Source organism: Allobacillus salarius (genome assembly GCF_007559425.1).
Lineage (GTDB): Bacteria > Bacillota > Bacilli > Bacillales > Alkalibacillaceae > Allobacillus > Allobacillus salarius.
The window spans coordinates 57,281-76,692 of the sequence record NZ_VMHE01000003.1 but is presented as its reverse complement, the minus strand read 5'-3'; the positions used below and the strand labels follow the sequence as shown (position 1 = coordinate 76,692).

The window sequence follows — 19,412 nt, the reverse complement described above, 5'->3', positions numbered from 1 at the left end:
GGAGCATGACAATTGAATGGAACGTTGAAAAGGGGCTTATTTAGCGGATTAAATCTAACATGGACATTAGGTAAAGTAATTTTTCCGATTACATTAATTGTGACGATTTTACAGTTCACGCCAGTAATGCCGATGGTGATCGGCTGGCTTGAGCCTTTCATGAAATTCATTGGCTTATCCGGAGAAGCTGCTGTTCCATTGGTGTTAGGAAATTTCTTGAACCTTTATGCAGGAATCGCAGCCATAGTCAGTTTTGATTTCACAGTAAAAGAAGTGTTTATTATGGCGATTATGCTTTCGTTTAGCCATAACTTATTCATTGAGTCAGCAGTCGCTTCAAAAGTCGGCATTAAGTTTTGGGTTATTTTACTCGTTCGTGTCGGTTTGGCCTTGATTGCCGCGTTTCTTGTGAACTTACTTTGGAATGGCGGAAGTGAAGCGGCCCAATATGGGATGATCAGTTCTCAAGCCGAACCAGAGGGTTGGACGGCGATTGTTTTAAATGCTGTACAAACAGCTACTTTGGCCATTTTGCAATTGGCATTAATCGTTATTCCGCTCATGATTGTTATTCAATGGTTGCGTGACAATCATTGGATGGATTGGATGTCGCAGAAACTCGCGCCATTTACAAAAGTAATTGGCGTTGAACGAAACGCTTCAATGACATTGGTTGCAGGGTTAACAATTGGATTAGCTTACGGTGCAGGTGTCATGATCCAAGCGGTAAAAGAAGATCAAGTATCTAAAAAAGATATGTATCTCGTCATGATTTTCCTCGTTACGTGTCACGCAGTTGTGGAGGATACATTGATCTTCATTCCGCTAGGCATACCGGTATGGCCGCTGTTACTCATTCGATTAGTGACGGCACTGATTTTGACGATTACGGTGGCGTTCATTTGGAATCGAGTTGAAAGAGATAAAAAACTACGTAGAAAGGAACCGATTCAAACATGAAAATAGAAACGATTTTATTTGATTTAGATGGTACGTTAATTGATACGAACGATTTAATTGTGGGGTCTTTTCAGCATACGATTAAGCAATATGCTGACCGTGAATATACTGAAGATGAAATTCAAGCGTTCATTGGACCGCCTCTTCGTGATTCATTAATGAAGATACGTCCAGACCAAGTGGATGAGATGATGGACACGTACCGAGCACATAATTTAGAAAATCATGACCGTTTAGTTCAAGCGTTTGACGGTGTTTATGAAACACTTAAAAAGCTTCATGAAAAAGGCATCAAGATGGCGATCGTTACGAGTAAGCTCCGCGATACGGCCATTAAAGGAATGGTTTTAACGAAGATTGATCAATTTTTCGACGTCATTATTGGCTTGGATGATGTTGACAATGCAAAACCTCACCCGGAAGCATTAGTCGAAGCGATGGATCAATTGAAAGCTAATCCGATGACGACATTGATGGTCGGCGATAATTCACACGACGTTGAAGCGGCTCACAATGCAGGGGTGTTAGCTGCCGGTGTAGCATGGTCAGCAAAAGGCCGAGAGTTTTTACAATCATTCGATCCACACTATATGCTTGAGCATATTTCTGATTTAGAAAAACTTGTAGAAGAAGAATAAACGAAGTGAAATAGAGAGGTGGGTAGCTATGCGGAAAACGACGCGATATCCTGTAAAAGGCGCAAACTCTTTATGGCATATTTATCAAACGGTATCGTTCTTTAAAGTCGCGAAAAATTTTATTTTTATCCAAATAGGTCGCTATACCCCTTCTCTTCGCTTGAAGCGTTGGTTGTACCGAACATTTCTACGGATGAACATCGATCGTCAAACGTCACTAGCTTTGATGGTCATGCCAGATTTGATGTTTCCTGAGAAAATAACAATCGGTAAAAATTCAATCATCGGCTATAACACGACGATTTTAGCCCATGAATATTTAATTGATGAATACCGATTAGGAGATGTCATCATTGGAGATGAAGTGATGATTGGTGCAAACTGCACGATATTACCTGGTGTAACGATTGGCGATGGAGCAATCGTTTCAGCGGCTACCCTTGTACACGAAGATGTACCAGCAGGTGCGTTTGTCGGTGGCAACCCGATGAAATTGATTTACACGAAAGAAGAAATGGAAAATAGAAAATGATAATAAGAAGTCCTCTAGGTTTAAGTAAGGGGACTTTTTTTTTGATAGTGATCAACCCATGTTGTTTTTATCCAGAGTGAAAGATGTCTATACGCTCGAACGGCTAAAAATAATAGTTGAAAGGTCTAATAGGAATGCTCTATACGCCCGAATGCCAGAAAAACACAGCTGAAAGGTCTAATAGGAATGCTCTATACGCCCGAATGCTCGAAAAACACAGCTGAAAGGTCTAATGGAGGGGCTCTATACCCCCGAACGATCGAAAATATTCCCAAATAGTCTTATAAAAAAATTCTACTCCACCTTACTAATCAGCCAAAAAAGAATTGCTCCCTACACCGGTTTGCTGTTCTTTTATGAATACTTTTTGGTAAGATAAATTTATAGACGATTTTTTGACGTAAGCTGAGGGAGTGAATGAAGATGGAAAAGTTCATGATGGCATTGGATCAGGGAACGACGAGCTCACGGGCGATTTTGTTTAATCATCAAGGTGAGATTGTCGAGACAGCGCAAGAGGAATTTAAACAATATTTCCCACAGCCAGGTTGGGTAGAGCATGATGCGAACGAAATTTGGACGTCTGTCCAGTCATGCATTACAAACGTTTTGCGGAAGGCAGACTTGCACCCAAGCCAAGTAGCTGGTATTGGAATAACGAATCAGCGCGAGACGACAATTGTTTGGGAACGAAAAACGGGTAAGCCAATTCATAAAGCAATTGTTTGGCAGTCACGTCAAACAGAAGATATTTGTCAGGAGTTAAAAGATCAAGGCTATGAAGAGCTGTTTCGCAATAAGACCGGCCTCTTAATTGATCCTTATTTTTCTGGAACGAAAGTAAAATTTATATTGGATAACGTTGAAGGTGCGAGAGAGCAAGCTGAAGCGGGTGAGCTCATGTTCGGAACGATTGATACGTGGCTCATTTACCAATTGACCGGTCACCAAGTTCATGTCACGGACTATTCGAATGCATCGCGTACATTGATGTATAACATTCATGAGTTGTCTTGGGATGAAGAATTGCTCGATATTCTCGGTGTGCCGAAATCGATGCTGCCTGAAGTGCGACCTTCTTCAGAAATATATGGTGAGACGATCAGTTATCACTTTCTCGGTGAAAATATTCCGATTGCTGGAGCATGTGGTGACCAACAAGCTGCACTATTCGGGCAAGCTTGTTTTGAAAAAGGAATGGGCAAAAACACGTATGGCACGGGATGTTTTATGTTAATGAATACGGGAAAAGAGGCAGTATCATCTAAAAACGGATTATTGACGACACTTGCCTGGGGACTTGATGGGGAAGTGAATTATGCGTTGGAAGGTAGTATTTTCGTCGCTGGTTCTGCTATCCAGTGGCTTCGTGACGGACTGCGGATGTTCCAGCAATCACCTCAAAGTGAACGTTATGCGAAGCGCGTTCAATCAACGGAAGGCGTATATGTAGTACCTGCTTTCGTTGGCCTCGGGACCCCTTATTGGGACAGTAAAGCCCGTGGTGCTGTATTTGGTTTAACCCGCGGAACAGACAAAGAGCATTTCATCCGTGCAACGTTAGAGTCGATTGCGTATCGGACAAAGGATGTCGTGAATGCAATGATGGATGATTCTTCGATTGAATTGAAAAAGCTACGTGTCGATGGTGGCGCAGTGAAAAATGAATTTTTAATGCAATTTCAAAGTGACATGTTGAATGTCCCTGTGGAACGCTCTGTTGTGAATGAAACAACTGCACTCGGTGCAGCATATTTGGCAGGTCTTGCGGTCGGTTTTTGGACGAATAAAGAAGAAATTGAAAAACAATGGGCTGAGGACCGTTTATTTGAACCGGTTATGGAGGACAATATTCGCGACGAACTTTATCAAGGATGGAAACGTGCCGTCAAAGCGACACAAGCGTTTACGGAATAAATTACATTTCTCTTGAGGGGGTGTTTCAATTGACCAATACATTTTCCAATAAATATAGACAAGAAGCCAAGCAGCAATTAAATAAGCAGTTTGACCTTATTATTGTCGGTGGCGGGATTACCGGAGCCGGCATTGCGTTGGATGCTGTGACAAGAGGCTTGAATGTAGCATTATTCGAAATGCAAGATTTCGCTGCTGGAACATCAAGTCGTTCGACCAAGCTCGTACATGGCGGCTTGCGTTATTTGAAAAACTTTGAAATAAAAATGGTAGCTGAAGTCGGTAAAGAACGAGAAATCGTTTATGAGAATGGACCACATATAACAACTCCAGAGTGGATGTTGCTGCCTTTTTATGATGAAGGAACATTCGGTCCATTTACGACGAATATCGGCCTGAGGCTGTACGACTTTTTGGCAGGCGTGAAAAAGAAAGAGCGGCGCAAAATGCTTAACAAAGAAGAAACCTTGAATAATGAGCCGTTGTTACGCAGAGAAGGCTTAGCAGGAAGCGGCTACTATGTCGAATATAAAACCGACGACGCCCGATTAACAATGGAAATTTTGAAAAAAGCAGTTGAGAACGGTGCCGTCGCTTTTAACTATATGAAAGTCGATCAATTTTTATATCGTGACGGAAAGGTTGTTGGCGTGGAAGCGGTCGACCAATTGAATGATGAATCTGTTTTGGTATACGCAGATAAAGTCGTCAATGCCGCAGGTCCATGGGTTGATGAGCTTCGTGCGAAAGACAATCCATCCCTGAAAAAACCGCTTTTTCACACGAAAGGTGTACATCTTGTATTCGATAATATTGTTTTTCCACTGACACAAGCAATCTATTTTGATTCCCCTGATGGGCGGATGATTTTTGCAATTCCAAGAGATGGCAAGACGTATGTTGGAACGACGGATACAGCCTATACCGGTGATTTAGAGAACCCAACAGCATCATTACAAGATCGAACGTACTTAATGCGCGCCATTCATGAAATGTTCCCGACAGTGAACGTGAATGAGCAAGACATTGAATCTTCTTGGTCTGGAATCCGCCCACTGATCCAGCAAGAAGGGAAAGATCCATCAGAGATTTCTCGAAAAGATGAGATTTTCATCTCTGATTCTCAGCTGATTTCTATCGCAGGAGGGAAACTGACAGGCTATCGCAAAATGGCTCAAAGCATTGTCGATCTCGTCGCTTCCCAATGGAAATCAGAGAACGGGCGGAAACTACCTGAATCGAAAACGAAGAAAATGCCATTAGCAGGCGGTGAAGTCGGCGGGTCGAAAGGCTTCGAACAGTTTAAGAAAAAAGTGCTCCAATCTGGTTATCCAGAAGAAATGCTCGAAAAATGGGTGAACCGTTACGGTGCGAATACTGAAAAATTGATTGAGTTTTACGAGACAGCAATCCATGAACATGTATTTTTGGAAGCTGATATTTGGGCGGAATTAATGTATACGCTCGAGTGCGAAGCTGTCTATAAGCCGGTCGACTTTTTCATCCGACGAACAGGTGCACTTTTCTTTGATATTGAGTTTGTGAAAAAATACAAAAAGCCGGTTATCCAGGAAATGAAAGACTACTTTCAATGGGACGATCAAAAGGTGAAACAACATACGGAAGAACTGGATAAGGCGATTTATGAAGCGCAAAATCCGGTAAAAGAAGAATTGAAATAGCAATGGAAGGATTAGAGCGAGAGTTCACGCTCTAATCTTTTTATTTTGTCGATTGCGTTTTTCCGGATACACGCGTTTTTTGAACGATTAGTGGGCTACTTTGAACGATTAGCGAAGCGTTTTGAACGGTCATCGTACATCTTTGAACAGTTAGCGCGTCCCTTTGAAGGATCAACATAATTTTTTGAACATTTAACGTGTCCCTTTGAAGGATCAACATAATTTTTTGAACATTTAACGTGTCCCTTTGAACGATGAACGCGAATTTTTGAACATTTAGCGCACACCTTTGATCAATCAGCACATTGTTGAAAGGTCATCCGTCTTCATTAGATTGCTGCATTCATTTTTTGCGAAAGTTCGACCAAATGGTTTCCTTCCTAAATATACCTACTGTGAATATTTGGTATATGTTATACTATAAAGAAGAATTATGATGAGTCCTTTAGGAGGCCTTTATGCAAACATCAAGTATGAAACAGAAAAACAATTTAGATGGAAACGTGGTCCCGTTTCGTGCGGATAGCCAGTTCTATTTTTCCCATGGTGTGAAGGCTTTTCAACGAAAGCAATTTTCACGTGCGGAAAAATGGATCAAGAAGGCCATTGAGTGTTCGCCGGATAATCCGCTTTTTCTTAGCCAATTGTCGGTGTTATATACAGAGTTGCACCAATATCATCGGGCAAATGAATTGTTGCAGCGCGTAGTTGAATTGGATGAAGATTATGTCGATGGGTATTATCTTTTGGCGAATAACTATGCGCATTTAGGTCTCTTTCAGGAAGCGAAACGGTATGCAACGGAATATCTATCGGAAGCGCCTGACGGTGAATTTTCAGAGGATGTACAAGAATTGATTTCGTTGATCAATCAAGTGATGCTTGAAGATCTCGAAGACGAATTAGAGATGGATGAAGAAGATGAATTCTTTATTTGCCAGGAATCATCTTATTATTATTTAGAACATCAAGAGTGGGATAAAGCGATTGGAATTTTGGAAGAAATGATGGTTCAGTTCCCAGAATATATTCCAGCGCGACATGATTACGCGTATGCGTTGTTCCGACTCGGAAAAGAAGATGTTGCGATTACATTAGAGGAGTCTTGGTTCAAGCAAGATTCCAGTTCCATTCATAGTCGACTTAACTTAATTTATTTTTATTATCACTCCAACCAAAAAATGAAGGCTGATGAGCTGATTGAATCATTAAACAACGTATATCCGACCTATGATTCACAAAAGCTAAAGATAGCTGTAATTCTGTCTCAAGTGAATGCATGCGAAGAAGCAGTCCAACGGTTTAGTAAAATCCCTGTTGGCAATGTTTCTGGTTTTTTGAATTATTATCTTTGGTACGGCTATGCCTTGAAACAAGTTGGCCAAGTGAAAAAAGCGGAGCAAATTTGGGAACAAGGACGCAAGAAACATCCGGACTTAGCGGATTTCATCGACCAAATTTAAGGGCTCAAGCATCCACGGTAGCGTTTGAGCTAAACGTTTGTCGAACGCAAAATAATGGAATATGATGAAGTAGGATGTTTGATAAAAGGAGTGAAGATTCATGACTGATGAACGTATGTATGATGTAATTATTGCAGGAGCAGGACCTGCTGGAATGACGGCAGCTGTTTATACGTCACGTGCAAATTTGGACACATTAATGCTTGAAAGAGGAATGCCTGGTGGCCAAGTGGCAAACACACAAGATGTCGAAAACTACCCAGGTTTTGATCATATATTAGGACCGGACTTATCGACGAAAATGTTTGAACACGCACAGAAGTTTGGTGCAGAGTATGCGTACGGTGATATTCAATCTGTTGAAGACTTTGGTGATTATAAAGTCGTTAAAGCAGGGGACCAAGAGTTCCGCACACGCTCGATCATTATTTCTACCGGTGCAGAATACAAGAAGCTAGGAATTCCTGGTGAAGAGGAGTTTGCTGGACGCGGTGTTTCTTATTGTGCCGTGTGTGACGGAGCTTTCTTTAAAGAAAGAAGACTTTTCGTTGTTGGTGGAGGAGACTCTGCTGTTGAGGAAGGTATTTATCTAACTCGTTTTGCTGATAAAGTTACGATTATTCACCGACGTGATGAGCTTCGTGCCCAAAAAATCCTTCAAGATCGTGCCTTTGAAAATGAAAAAATTGATTTTTATTGGAACACTGAAATGAAGGAAATTAAAGGGGAAGGCCAAGTAAAGACAGCGGTTCTTGTTAACAATCAAACAGGTGAAGAACGCGAGGAAGAGATTGATGGTGTATTTATTTACATCGGATTGCTTCCATTAAGTGATCCGTTTAAAGGTCTTGGAATCTTAAATGATGAAAACCAAGTTGTAACGAATGAAAATATGGAAACAAGCATTCCAGGAATCTTTGCAGCGGGTGATGTTCGTGAAAAAGAGTTGCGTCAAATCGTTACGGCAACCGGTGACGGAAGTATCGCGGGACAACGCGCACAATCGTATATTGAAGATTTAATGGAAAAACTCAGTACAACAAAGAAATAAAAAGTAAAAGGGTTTTAACGCTGTTGTAACACGGTTGCAACAATTGTCGGGTACAATGTAAGTAAATATTGACCCCCTTTATTCAATATATTGTTTCACGCACAGGTAGTTTTGATAACTGCCTGTGTTTTTTTGATGGAAAAAAGCTATTCGTTTAAACAATTCAAAAGAATGTTTGATTTTCTTTGGTGGTTCTATCAATCCGTTGTATAATGAGTGATAAGGAATCATTCACTTTACAAGGTCAGCTCTTTCAAAAACCTTAAGATTAAATCACGTAAACATACCGAACCAATAATACAAATATATAGAAAACCATCGTCTAAATAATAGGAAGAAAAGGTGATCGCATGAAAGACAAGTCGAAATCAAAAGTAGAATTAGTTATCATTACAGGAATGTCTGGTGCCGGAAAGACTGTAGCCATACATAGCTTTGAAGATCTCGGATATTTTTGTGTTGATAACTTGCCACCAACCTTGCTCCCTAAATTTTTAGAGTTGATGAAAGATAACCAGGAAGAAAATAAAAAGCTCGCTGTTGTTATGGATTTACGTGGCAGAGAGTTTTTTGATACGTTATACGAAACACTCGATCAACTCGCTGAGGACGATTGGATTGCAGAACAAGTTTTATTTTTGGACGCCGAGGACCAAACACTTGTTACCCGTTATAAAGAAACGAGACGCTCTCACCCATTGGCACCTGAAGGTTTACCATTGGAAGGAATTAAGCAAGAACGACAAATATTAGATGAATTAAAGGGACGCGCTCAAATTATTCTACATACGGATAATTTACCTGCTAAAGATTTGCGACAGAAAATTACCGAGCATTTCAAAGAGAAAAAACAACAAGTTTTCTCCGTTCAAGTGGTTTCGTTCGGATTCAAACACGGTGTGCCCATCGATGCTGATTTAATGTTCGATGTGCGTTTTTTGCCGAACCCTCATTATGTAGACTCCATGAGAGACTTAACTGGTAAAAATCATGAAGTTTCATCGTATGTGTTCAAGTGGAAAGAAACACGGACATTTATGAGGAAATTGCAAGATTTGTTAGAGTACATGCTTCCGCATTATGTGCGAGAAGGAAAGAGTCAGTTAGTCATTGCAATTGGATGTACAGGTGGACAACATCGCTCGGTTGCTTTGTCTGAAAAATTAGGTGACATATTAAGTAAAAGCTATACAACGCATGTGTACCATAGGGATATCGATAAAAAAAGGGGAAGAATTAAAAAATGACAGATATAAATGGCCCAAAAGTCGTGGTCATCGGGGGAGGAACCGGGATGCCGGTTTTACTGCGTGGATTGAGAAAGTATCCGGTTAATTTGTCTGCAATCGTCACTGTAGCTGACGATGGAGGAAGCACAGGCAGATTGAGAGAGGATCTTGCCATCCCAGCTCCTGGTGATATTCGCAAAGTAATTGCTTCGATGTCTGCGGTTGAGCCAACATTATTAAAGCTCTTTCAATATCGATTTGAGAATGGAAATGGTCTATCCGGTCATGCGCTCGGAAATTTAATTTTGGCTGGCATGACATCAATCTCGGGTGACTTTTACAAAGGCATAAAGGAAATTTCACGTGTGTTTAATGTGAAAGGTCGCATTTATCCAATTTCCAACTCAAACATGTATTTAAAAGCTGAATTTGAAGACGGGACCGTCGTTCGTGGCGAATCGCAAATTCCGAAAGTAGGAAAGCGAATTAAGCGTGTCTTTTATGATACGGATAATGTAGAGCCTTTACCAGAAGCTATTCGGGCAATTGAGCAAGCTGAATTAATTGTCATTGCTCCAGGTAGTTTATACACGAGTATTATGCCGAATTTAATTGCGCCAAAAATTCAAGAAGCATTACGTAAAACGAAGGCAACTTCTGTTTATGTGTGCAATATTATGACACAGCACGGTGAAACGAGTCATTATAAAGCGTCAGACCATATTAAAGCGATTCATAGACATGCCAATCAATCCTTTTTGGATCGAATTATCGTTCACAATGAGGAAATTTCGCATGGGATCATTGCAGAATATGAAAAAGAAAAAGCGGAACCGGTTTTGTGTGATGATGCAGTTATTCAGCAATTAGGTGTTGAAGTCATTCGAGGTAATATTGCAAACTTACATGAGGACGGAACATTAAAACATAATGAGCACGAAATCGCCAAGATCCTGAATGAATTGGTACAATAGGTGATGAGGATAATATAGAGGAGAATGCGCGATGTCTTTTGCATCGGAAACGAAAAAAGAACTAACAACGATTGAATCAGATGAGTGCTGTCAAAAGGCTGAGCTCTCTGCCTTGATTCGGATGAATGGGACACTCTCATTTTCTAACCGTAAATATACGTTGGATATCCAAACAGAAAATGCAGCGATCGCTCGCCGAATTTATACATTGATTAAAAATTTATACGGACTTCCTGTTGAATTACTCGTTCGGAAGAAAATGCGTTTGCGTAAAAATAATGTCTATATCGTTCGAATGTCCGAAGGTGCTAAGCATCTATTGACTGATATGAATATTTTGCAAGAACCATTGACTTTCGTTCGACATATTTCCCAGGAAATTATGGAGAAAGATTGTTGTAAACGGGCCTATCTTCGTGGAGCATTTATGGCTGGTGGCTCTGTTAACAACCCGGAAACATCTTCCTACCACATGGAAATCTTTTCATTTTACGAAGACCATAATGATGCCCTTTGTGAATTGATGAATCAATTTGATTTATCTGCTAAAACACATGAGCGAAAAAACGGCTATATTACGTATTTAAAAGAAGCTGAGAAAATTACCGACTTTTTGATTATTATCGGAGCGAATCAAGCTTTATTGAAGTTTGAAGATGTTCGGATTATGCGTGATATGCGAAATTCCGTCAATCGACTAGTCAATTGTGATACAGCGAATTTAAATAAAACAATTGGAGCCGCTTTTCGTCAAGTGGAGAACATTAAATACATTGATGATACGGTTGGCTTAGAAGCTTTGCCTGATAAACTTCAAGAGGTCGCTAAACTGAGATTGGAACATCAAGACGTTTCCTTGAAGGAGCTTGGCGAATTATCGACAACCGGAAAGATCAGTAAGTCTGGGATTAACCATCGATTGAAACGAATTGATGAATTTGCAGAGAAGCTTCGTAAAGGCGAACTGTTGCAAAATTAATAAATAAAATGTATCGTTCTTTTTAAATAAATGATAGAACATGCTATAATATTGAATTAATAAGCTGATTTTTGAAGAGGGGAGTAATGAAAGTGGTTGAAAGAGAACTTACCGTAAAAATCGATCCAGGACTACAAGCGAGACCTGCAGCAAAATTCGTTCAAGAAGCCAACCGTTTTTCGTCGGAAATATTTTTGGAGAAAGGCGGAAAGCAGGTCAACGCTAAAAGCATAATGGGTGTAATGAGCTTGGCCATTGGTATGAATGAAGTTGTAGGTATCCAAGCAGACGGACCAGATGAAGATGAAGCAATCGAAAAGCTGAGTCAATTTATTACCGCTGAATCATAGACCCTCTTTTTATCAATAACTGTTCATGGGAGAAATCCTTATGAGCAGTTTTTTGTTTTGGATGCGTTAGTCGTATATTGTGGCAGCCATCGAATATACGCAGCAAGCCGTCGATTAATGAGCTGAAGCTGTCGAAAAATCACGTACAGCCGTCGAATTTTGAGCTGAAGCCATCGAAAATTGAAATACAGCCATCGAATAACATGGTCGAACCGTCGAAAAATCGAGCGCCCCGCCTAATTTTGCGTGTTAGTCGTCGATAAATCGAGTGAAGCCGCCCGATAAACGATTCCAGCCACCCGATAAACGTTTCCAGCCACCCAATGAACGCTTCGAGCCGCCCGATAAACGTTTCCAGCCACCCAATGAACGCTTCGAGCCGCCCAATAAACGAGCGAAGCCGCCGATAAAGTGAAAAAACTCGCCGATAAGTTGAGCAAAGCCGCCGATAAATCATGTCAAGCTGCTCCAGCCACTCGACTATACGTCTAATTTCCTAACCAAGATCCAGGGTAAGCTCTTAAATCGACAACAATCTACTAATTATCTAAAAATTAATTTTATTTTAAGTATTGAAATAACATAACATCTTTTATATAATGGTTGATAAAGTCATCTAATGAAACATCATTTCATTTAATGAAATAGATAGAAGGGAGTGGAACATGATTGGAGTATACTTCGGAACGTGTCAACACATTGCCTCCGTATGTATTCTCTGAGTTTCAACGTAAAAAGAGGAACCTCGAAGCTCAAGGAGTAGATGTCATTGATTTAGGAATCGGTGCACCTGATTTACCAGCGCCGAACTTCGTTATTGACCGGTTAGTAGAGGAAGTAAAGAAACCTGAAAATCACCGGTATTCGAACTACTTTGGAATTCCGGAATACAGAGAAGCTGTAGCTCACTTTTATAAAAAACAATACGATGTCGATCTTGATCCTGAAACGGAAGTGCTTGCGTTAATCGGTTCAAAGGAAGGCATTGCGAACTTGATTACAGCTGTTGTGAATCCTGGTGAAAGAGTACTTGTACCGAACCCTGGATACCCGGTTTATCAAGCGGCAATCCATTTAGCCGGTGCTAAAGCGCAGCACTATCAGCTAAATGCAGAAGATGGATTTCGTCCAGATTTTTCACAACTAACTGACGAGGAATGGGACGCAGGAAAGTTAATGTTGCTGAATTACCCGAGTAATCCAACCGCGGGAACGGTTACTATTAATACATTTTTGGAAGCGGTTACAAAAGCGAAGGAACATCAAACGATGCTGGCACAAGATGCAGCCTATAGCCTCGTTACGTATGGAGATTATCAGGCGCCGAGCTTAATGCAAGTTCCCGGGGCAAAAGATATCGGCGTTGAATTCGGTTCACTTTCTAAAAGCTTCAACATGACGGGTTGGCGAATTGGTTATGTCGTTGGAAATCCTGAGATGATACGGGCGCTGTCAACGGTAAAGAACAACACCGACACGTCACAATTCATACCGATTCAAAAAGCGGGAACCGCAGCATTACGAAGTGATTTGCAGTCGGTTAAAGCAAATAATGATATCTATGAAAAACGAATGGATGACATGTTAGAAGGGCTGCAAGCGCTCGGGATCCAAGTTGATCGACCGAAAGCAACGTTTTTCATTTGGGCACCTGTGCCAGATGGTTATACGTCAGCCGAATTTGCGGATGAATTATTGATGAAAGCGGGGGTCATTCTTACGCCAGGTTCAGCTTTTGGGTCTGGAGGAGAAGGTTATTTTCGCGTATCGTTATCGGTTCCAACTGGTCGATTACAGGAAGCGGTCAATCGCATGAAGCAGTTTAGCGAGGAAGGGGCTAAAGAATGATGAGTTCAGTACAATCCTTGAAAAAACAATCACAAATGAATGGAGCGCAAGGAATTGTTTCTGTGATGGAGCATGAAGCTGTCGAAAAAGTATTTTGCGTTCCTGGTGAGAGCTATTTACCAGTTATGGATGCCATTTATGATTCTTCAACGATTGAGCTTGTGTCCAACCGACATGAAGGTGGAGCCGCATTTATGGCGGAAGGATACGCAAAGGCGAGTGGAAAAGTTGGTATTGTCATGGCAACCCGGGGTGTCGGTGGTGCCAATTTGACAATCGGTGTCCATACAGCCTATCAAGATTCTACACCAATGATCGTACTGCTTGGTCAGGTTCATAGTAAATTCCGTGGGCGCGAAGGCTTTCAAGAAGTTGATTTGGATCAATTTTTTAAACCGATCTCCAAATGGACATATGAATTACAAGACGGCGACCGAGCTATTGAGATTATGCAGCGGGCATTTCGCGTCGCACAATCGGGACGTCCTGGTCCAGTCGTCATTTCGTTACCGGAAGATGTGTTGAAGGAAGTTTGTGATGTAGAACCTGGTCCACAATTCGTGAAACCGCGACCGACAACATCGCAATCTGAAGTGAACCAGCTAGAAAATCTCTTAGCTGAAAGCAAACAACCAGTTGTCATTGCAGGCGGTGGCGTAAAAAGTTCGCAAGCTGAGGAAGCACTCGTCGCCTTCGCAGAAAAATTTCACTTGCCGGTCATAACTGCTTTTAGAAGACATGATGTTTTCCCGCATAATCATCCGTTATTTTGCGGTCATTTAGGATTAGGAACAAATCCGAACATCGTAGATACCGTAAAAAATGCTGACACCGTTCTAGCTGTTGGTACACGCTTATCTGAAGTGACAACACAAGATTACTCGATTCTTTCTTCGAGTCATAAATTAGTTCATATCGACATATCAGATGAAGTGTTGGGTAAAGTGTATGCACCACAGTTAGGGATTCAAGCAGATGCGAAGGAAGCACTAGAAACATGTTATCAGCTAACCATCCAACCGACGTGGAAACAGTGGGCGAGTGAACGACGTAAAGCGTATGAAAAAGCATCCTCACTTCAATTGGATGAACATTCGCCGATCAACAGTTTCGTTATCGATCAATTGGCGAAACAATTGCCGAGCGACACGATTTACACGAATGATGCAGGAAACTTTGCGGGTTGGCTCCATACGTACTTTCCGTTTAATGAGCGCAATACTTATGTCGGACCAACTTCTGGAGCGATGGGCTATGGTGTTCCAGCAGCAATCGGCGCGAAGTTTGCGCATCCAGAGCGACATGTCGTTTCTTTGTCAGGTGATGGTGGATTCATGATGACGTTGCAAGAAATCGAAACAGCAGCTCGAAATAACCTAGCGACAATTCACCTTGTATTCAACAATCACATGTACGGTACAATCCGCATGCATCAAGAAATGCACTATCCGAAAAAAGTGATTGGAACAGATTTAGGCAGCGTCAATTTTGTTCAAATCGCTGAAGGTCTCGGCGCAAAAGGTTTTTTAGTTGAACGAGCAGAAGAATTTCAGAATGCTTTGTCGGAAGCGATGAATGCGGCGACACCAACGGTCATCGAAATTCTGACTGATCCTGAACAAATTTCAATCAAGAAAACGATTAATGATTTGCGTAATCAATCATAAATTTTATTGGAGGGGATAAGTATGACAAGCAAAGTAGATCAAAAAAGTGATATCGGAGAAAAGTCGGTTGGCAAAGTAGATGTTAGCCAACTGAAAAATTTCATCGGAGGCGAATGGGTTGAGCCAAAGTCGGATCAGTATACCGATGTTGTCAATCCAGCTAACGGTAAAAAGTTAGTCGACGTTCCACTATCCGGTACCGACGATGTGAACGAAGCTGTGGCAGCAGCGAAAAAAGCACAAAAAGAATGGTCACTAGAACCAGCGCCGATGCGTGCAGAAATTTTATACGATATCGGTCAAATAATGAAAGAACGTAAAGAACATCTTTCACAAATTTTGACACAAGAAAACGGAAAGGTGTTAGAAGAAGCACGTGGAGAGGTTCAAGAAGGAATCGACATGGCCTTCTATATGGCTGGTGAAGGGCGCCGTCTATTCGGTCACACGGTTCCAGCGGAGTTGAAAAATAAATTCGCAATGAGTGTTCGTGCACCGGTAGGCGTTGTAGGAATTATTACACCTTGGAATTTCCCAATTGCCATTGCGACATGGAAATCGTTCCCGGCGATTGTTGCAGGAAATACAGTCGTATGGAAGCCAGCAACAGAGACGCCATTAATGGCTTATGAAATGGCGAAAATATTTGAGGAAGCTGGATTACCAAAAGGCGTCGTTAACGTTGTTTTCGGCTCAGGAGGCAAAGTAGGCGATGCGATGGTCCATCATGACGATCTACGAGTCATTTCATTTACAGGGTCCAATGAAGTGGGCCGCAATATCGCTTCTGAATGTGGTCGTCAGTTGAAAAAAGTATCGCTTGAAATGGGCGGTAAAAACGCAGTTATCGTCATGGATGATGCTGACTTGGAATTAGCGGCACAAGGAATCGTATGGGGAGCATTTGGTACGAGCGGTCAACGTTGTACGGCGACAAGCCGAGTCATCGTCCATGAAAAGGTAAAAGTAGAACTCGAAGAACGTGTGTTAGAGGAAATGAAAAACTTGAAAATCGGTGACGGTTTGAATGATGGCATTAAAGTCGGTCCGATCATCAATCAAGGCGGCATCGACAAAATCAAAAAGTATATTGAAATCGGAAAAGAAGAAGGCAAGCTACTTACTGGCGGTAATGAATTGACGGAAGGGAAGTATGAATCCGGTTATTACTTTGAGCCGACATTATTTACGGACGTCAAACCAAATGCACGTATTGCCCAAGAAGAAATTTTTGGACCTGTATTGTCAATCATCCCAGTGAAAAGTTATGAAGAAGCCGTTGAAGTGAACAACAGTGTGGAGTTCGGACTTTCCAGCTCTATTTTCACACAAGATGCGAATCAAGTGTTTAAAGCTCAACGCGATTTGGATACAGGGATTGTTTATGTGAATGCGGGTACGACAGGTGCTGAAATTCACTTACCGTTCGGTGGAACGAAAGGCACAGGAAACGGCCACCGTGATTCTGGCCAAGCAGCACTAGATGTGTTCACGGAGTGGAAAGCTGTTTATGTCGATTACAGTGGAAAGCTTCAACGTGCACAAATTGATAACTAAAAATGGATAACGAATTGCATAGTATATAAACAATCGGCAAGTTGATTGGGTGGATCAGCTTGCCGGTTGAATCTGTTTACACGGGGAGGACACGGTATGAAAATAGGAGTGTTAGGATCTGGATTAATGGGGAAAGAAGCGGCGAGAGATTTAGTGAATAGTGATCAAGTGACAGAGGTCGGTTTGGCGGATTTAGCATTTGAACAAGCGAAGCATGTTTGTGATCAATTAAATTCACCGAAATTGACGGCCTACCAAGTCGATGCATCAAATGATGTGGAGCTTGCAGACTTCATGCGAAATTTTGATGTTATTATTAATGCACTATTTTATTCTTTTAATGAAAAAGTCGCTAAAACAGCGATTAAAGTCGGTGTATCATCTGTTGATCTCGGAGGTCACATCGGTAATATTACGGATAAAGTGTTGGCTATGAAAGAGGAAGCGCAAGAAGCGGGTGTGACAATCATTCCAGATTTGGGCGTTGCGCCAGGAATGATCAATATTTTATCCGGCTATGGTGCAAGCAAATTGGATGAAGTCGAATCCATCCGCCTATATGTTGGCGGTATTCCAGCAGAACCTGAACCTCCACTGGAGTACAATCATGTTTTTTCCATGGAAGGTTTATTCGATCACTACACAGACCCAGCGTTGATTATTCGCGATGGAAAAAAACAAGAAGTGAAGGCACTGACGGAAGTCGAACCAATTCATTTCGATGAATATGGGGAGTTGGAAGCATTCCACACATCCGGTGGTACTTCCACATTGCCGATCACATTTGGTGATGTTGAAACATTAGAATATAAAACCATTCGGTATCCAGGCCATGCAGAAAAGTTCAAGCTATTGGTCGATTTGAACTTAACGTCGAAGGATGCCTTTGTGAATATTGATGGGCAAGAAATTAATACACGACAAGTGCTCTTAAAAGCACTAGAGCCTTTCGTGAAGCTTGGCGATAAGAAAGATGCCGTCCTTCTGCGTGTAGTAGTAGGAGGAAAGAAAAATGGTCAAAAACAGTACCATCAATTCCAAATGACGACCACCAAAGACATGGAAACGAAAGTCACGGCTATGGCACGCGCAACAGCCAATACAATTTCCGTCGTAGCCCAAATGATCGGTTCGGGAGTCATCGATCAACAAGGGGTCTACCCACCAGAACAAATTGTTCCTGGAAAAGAATATATTGAAGAAATGGCGAAGCGAGATGTTGTCATTCGAGAAGAAACATATGAAGATGAATCGTATGTCAGCGTATAAACAAACACAGACGTTTCTTTAACATTTTAGAGGGTAGACGATACAATTGTCGTACTACCCTTTAAATAGAGGTGTGCTCAATAGAGACCGATGAAAGAGGGAAAAACAATGAATCAAAGCGTCATTAAAGCCTTGCAATTATTGAAGCTATTCGATGAAAAACATACAGAGTGGACGTTGAAGGAAATTGCAGAAACAGCGAAACTACCAAAAGCAACGGCATATCGTTTGCTCAGTTCATTGGAACAAGAAGATTTCTTGGCAAGGGACCCTGAGCCGAATGGTAAATATCGATTAGGATTGCGATTATTGGAACTTGGTAATTTAGTAGCCGACCAACTTGATATTCGAAAAATCGCGAAGCCTTATATGGAAGAATTAGGCGAGGAAATCAATGAAGCGGTTCATTTAGTCATCCAAAACGACTTTCATGCCACATACATTGAGAAGGTGGAGAGCAATCGTGCGATCCGTTTATACACGCAGGTTGGTAAGAGTTCACCACTGTATATTGGATCGGGTCCAAAGCTGCTATTGGCTTTCATGAATAAAGCGGAACAGGACCGAATTTTCATGCAAGAACCACTCCGGTCGATAAAAAACGGAGAACCGATCGACGAAGAAAAACTCCAACATGAATTGGCTTTAATCAAAAAACAAGGGTTTTCAATTAGTTATGGCGAACAAGATGAAGATACGGTCGGTATATCCTACCCGATTTATAATCATCATGGGAAAGTTATTTCGGCCCTAACGGTTAGTGGCCTCTCGCAACATTTTGAAGGAGAGCGCTTCAAAGAGATAAAAAGAAAGACCCAACATACTGCAACTCAAATTTCTATTGCTCTCGGTGCTCCAAAAAAATGATAGAATAAGAGTAAAAGGGAGGGCGAGAGCATGAATACATATTTTGTCGCTGGTCATGCAAAATTACCGGCAGGCATGGCTGCACAAACGATTTATGAAACACTTACGGTGACAGCTGAATTGGATAAGAATCATGGCGTCGTCATTGAAGTCAGCTGTACGTTAGCGACTGAACATGGCCGGGATTTCATCAGTCGAATTTTAAGAGGTTATTGCTTGGAAGATGGAATCGACGAACCGGTCAGACTCATCAAAGAACATTATCTCGGTAAAGCAGGATCCGCATTGGCTACTGCAGTGAAAGATTTGTATAAACAGTATGAGCAACAAAAACAATAAACAACGAAGAATGTTCATAGAGTAGATCTATGGACATTTTTTTGAAAGTAGGGATGGAGTTGCGGGGAATTTTATTGATTTCCGTTTCAG

At 41.5% G+C, this 19,412-nt stretch carries 18 protein-coding genes; 17 read left to right on the top strand and 1 reads right to left on the bottom strand.

What is annotated here, in order from left to right; all coding sequences use genetic code 11:
• Window positions 1–12: 12 nt before the first annotated feature.
• From FPQ13_RS03510 to FPQ13_RS03460, 11 genes are all read left to right on the top strand, one after another.
• Entirely contained in the window at window positions 13–960 is a 948-nt protein-coding gene (locus FPQ13_RS03510; RefSeq protein WP_144087934.1) for a nucleoside recognition domain-containing protein, read from the top strand.
• Window positions 957–1,598 carry a pyrophosphatase PpaX gene (gene ppaX, locus FPQ13_RS03505; RefSeq protein WP_144087933.1) on the top strand — a complete coding sequence of 214 codons (642 nt, stop codon included), beginning with the start codon at window positions 957–959 and terminating at the stop codon, window positions 1,596–1,598. Before FPQ13_RS03510 ends, ppaX begins: the two co-directional genes overlap by 4 nt.
• A 28-nt stretch (window positions 1,599–1,626) precedes the next feature.
• On the top strand, window positions 1,627–2,130 hold the full coding sequence (locus tag FPQ13_RS03500; protein WP_144087932.1) for an acyltransferase: 504 nt from the start codon (window positions 1,627–1,629) through the stop codon (window positions 2,128–2,130).
• A 423-nt stretch (window positions 2,131–2,553) separates the two neighbouring features.
• Window positions 2,554–4,047, top strand: a complete 1,494-nt coding sequence (gene glpK, locus FPQ13_RS03495) for a glycerol kinase GlpK (RefSeq protein WP_144087931.1) — start codon at window positions 2,554–2,556, stop codon at window positions 4,045–4,047.
• A 29-nt stretch (window positions 4,048–4,076) separates the two neighbouring features.
• Complete coding sequence (locus FPQ13_RS03490) at window positions 4,077–5,729, top strand: glycerol-3-phosphate dehydrogenase/oxidase (protein WP_246065331.1); 1,653 nt, start codon at window positions 4,077–4,079, stop codon at window positions 5,727–5,729.
• A gap of 458 nt (window positions 5,730–6,187) precedes the next feature.
• Entirely contained in the window at window positions 6,188–7,192 is a 1,005-nt protein-coding gene (locus FPQ13_RS03485; RefSeq protein WP_144087929.1) for a tetratricopeptide repeat protein, read from the top strand.
• A gap of 100 nt (window positions 7,193–7,292) precedes the next feature.
• The gene (gene trxB, locus FPQ13_RS03480; protein WP_144087928.1) at window positions 7,293–8,243 is read left to right on the top strand and encodes a thioredoxin-disulfide reductase; all 951 of its coding nucleotides are present in this window, start codon (window positions 7,293–7,295) and stop codon (window positions 8,241–8,243) included.
• 350 nt (window positions 8,244–8,593) lie between these two features.
• The gene (rapZ, locus tag FPQ13_RS03475; RefSeq protein ID WP_144087927.1) at window positions 8,594–9,490 is read left to right on the top strand and encodes an RNase adapter RapZ; all 897 of its coding nucleotides are present in this window, start codon (window positions 8,594–8,596) and stop codon (window positions 9,488–9,490) included.
• Window positions 9,487–10,446: a gluconeogenesis factor YvcK family protein gene (locus tag FPQ13_RS03470; RefSeq protein WP_144087926.1), complete on the top strand. Its 960-nt coding sequence runs from the start codon at window positions 9,487–9,489 to the stop codon at window positions 10,444–10,446. Before rapZ ends, FPQ13_RS03470 begins: the two co-directional genes overlap by 4 nt.
• A 31-nt stretch (window positions 10,447–10,477) precedes the next feature.
• Window positions 10,478–11,425 (top strand): DNA-binding protein WhiA, encoded by a 948-nt coding sequence (whiA, locus tag FPQ13_RS03465; protein ID WP_144087925.1) that lies wholly within the window; start codon window positions 10,478–10,480, stop codon window positions 11,423–11,425.
• A 92-nt stretch (window positions 11,426–11,517) separates the two neighbouring features.
• A complete protein-coding gene (locus FPQ13_RS03460) occupies window positions 11,518–11,775 on the top strand; it encodes an HPr family phosphocarrier protein (RefSeq protein WP_144088010.1) in 258 nt (85 codons plus the stop codon).
• A 139-nt stretch (window positions 11,776–11,914) separates the two neighbouring features.
• Here FPQ13_RS03460 and FPQ13_RS03455 read toward each other — a convergent pair whose 3' ends face one another.
• Window positions 11,915–12,232 carry a hypothetical protein gene (locus tag FPQ13_RS03455; protein ID WP_144087924.1) on the bottom strand — a complete coding sequence of 106 codons (318 nt, stop codon included), beginning with the start codon at window positions 12,230–12,232 and terminating at the stop codon, window positions 11,915–11,917.
• Window positions 12,233–12,444: 212 nt separating this feature from the next.
• Here FPQ13_RS03455 and FPQ13_RS03450 point away from each other — a divergent pair, with 212 nt between their 5' ends.
• From FPQ13_RS03450 to FPQ13_RS03425, 6 genes are all read left to right on the top strand, one after another.
• On the top strand, window positions 12,445–13,623 hold the full coding sequence (locus tag FPQ13_RS03450) for an LL-diaminopimelate aminotransferase (RefSeq protein WP_144087923.1): 1,179 nt from the start codon (window positions 12,445–12,447) through the stop codon (window positions 13,621–13,623).
• Entirely contained in the window at window positions 13,620–15,290 is a 1,671-nt protein-coding gene (locus FPQ13_RS03445; RefSeq protein WP_246065329.1) for a thiamine pyrophosphate-dependent enzyme, read from the top strand. The genes FPQ13_RS03450 and FPQ13_RS03445 overlap by 4 nt, the downstream gene beginning before the upstream one ends.
• 21 nt (window positions 15,291–15,311) lie before the next feature.
• A complete protein-coding gene (locus tag FPQ13_RS03440) occupies window positions 15,312–16,847 on the top strand; it encodes an aldehyde dehydrogenase family protein (protein WP_144087922.1) in 1,536 nt (511 codons plus the stop codon).
• A 96-nt stretch (window positions 16,848–16,943) separates the two neighbouring features.
• Window positions 16,944–18,116 (top strand): saccharopine dehydrogenase family protein, encoded by a 1,173-nt coding sequence (locus tag FPQ13_RS03435; protein WP_144087921.1) that lies wholly within the window; start codon window positions 16,944–16,946, stop codon window positions 18,114–18,116.
• 108 nt (window positions 18,117–18,224) lie between these two features.
• Complete coding sequence (locus tag FPQ13_RS03430) at window positions 18,225–18,983, top strand: IclR family transcriptional regulator (RefSeq protein ID WP_144087920.1); 759 nt, start codon at window positions 18,225–18,227, stop codon at window positions 18,981–18,983.
• 30 nt (window positions 18,984–19,013) lie between these two features.
• Complete coding sequence (locus FPQ13_RS03425; protein ID WP_144087919.1) at window positions 19,014–19,322, top strand: DUF3870 domain-containing protein; 309 nt, start codon at window positions 19,014–19,016, stop codon at window positions 19,320–19,322.
• Window positions 19,323–19,412 lie beyond the last annotated feature (90 nt).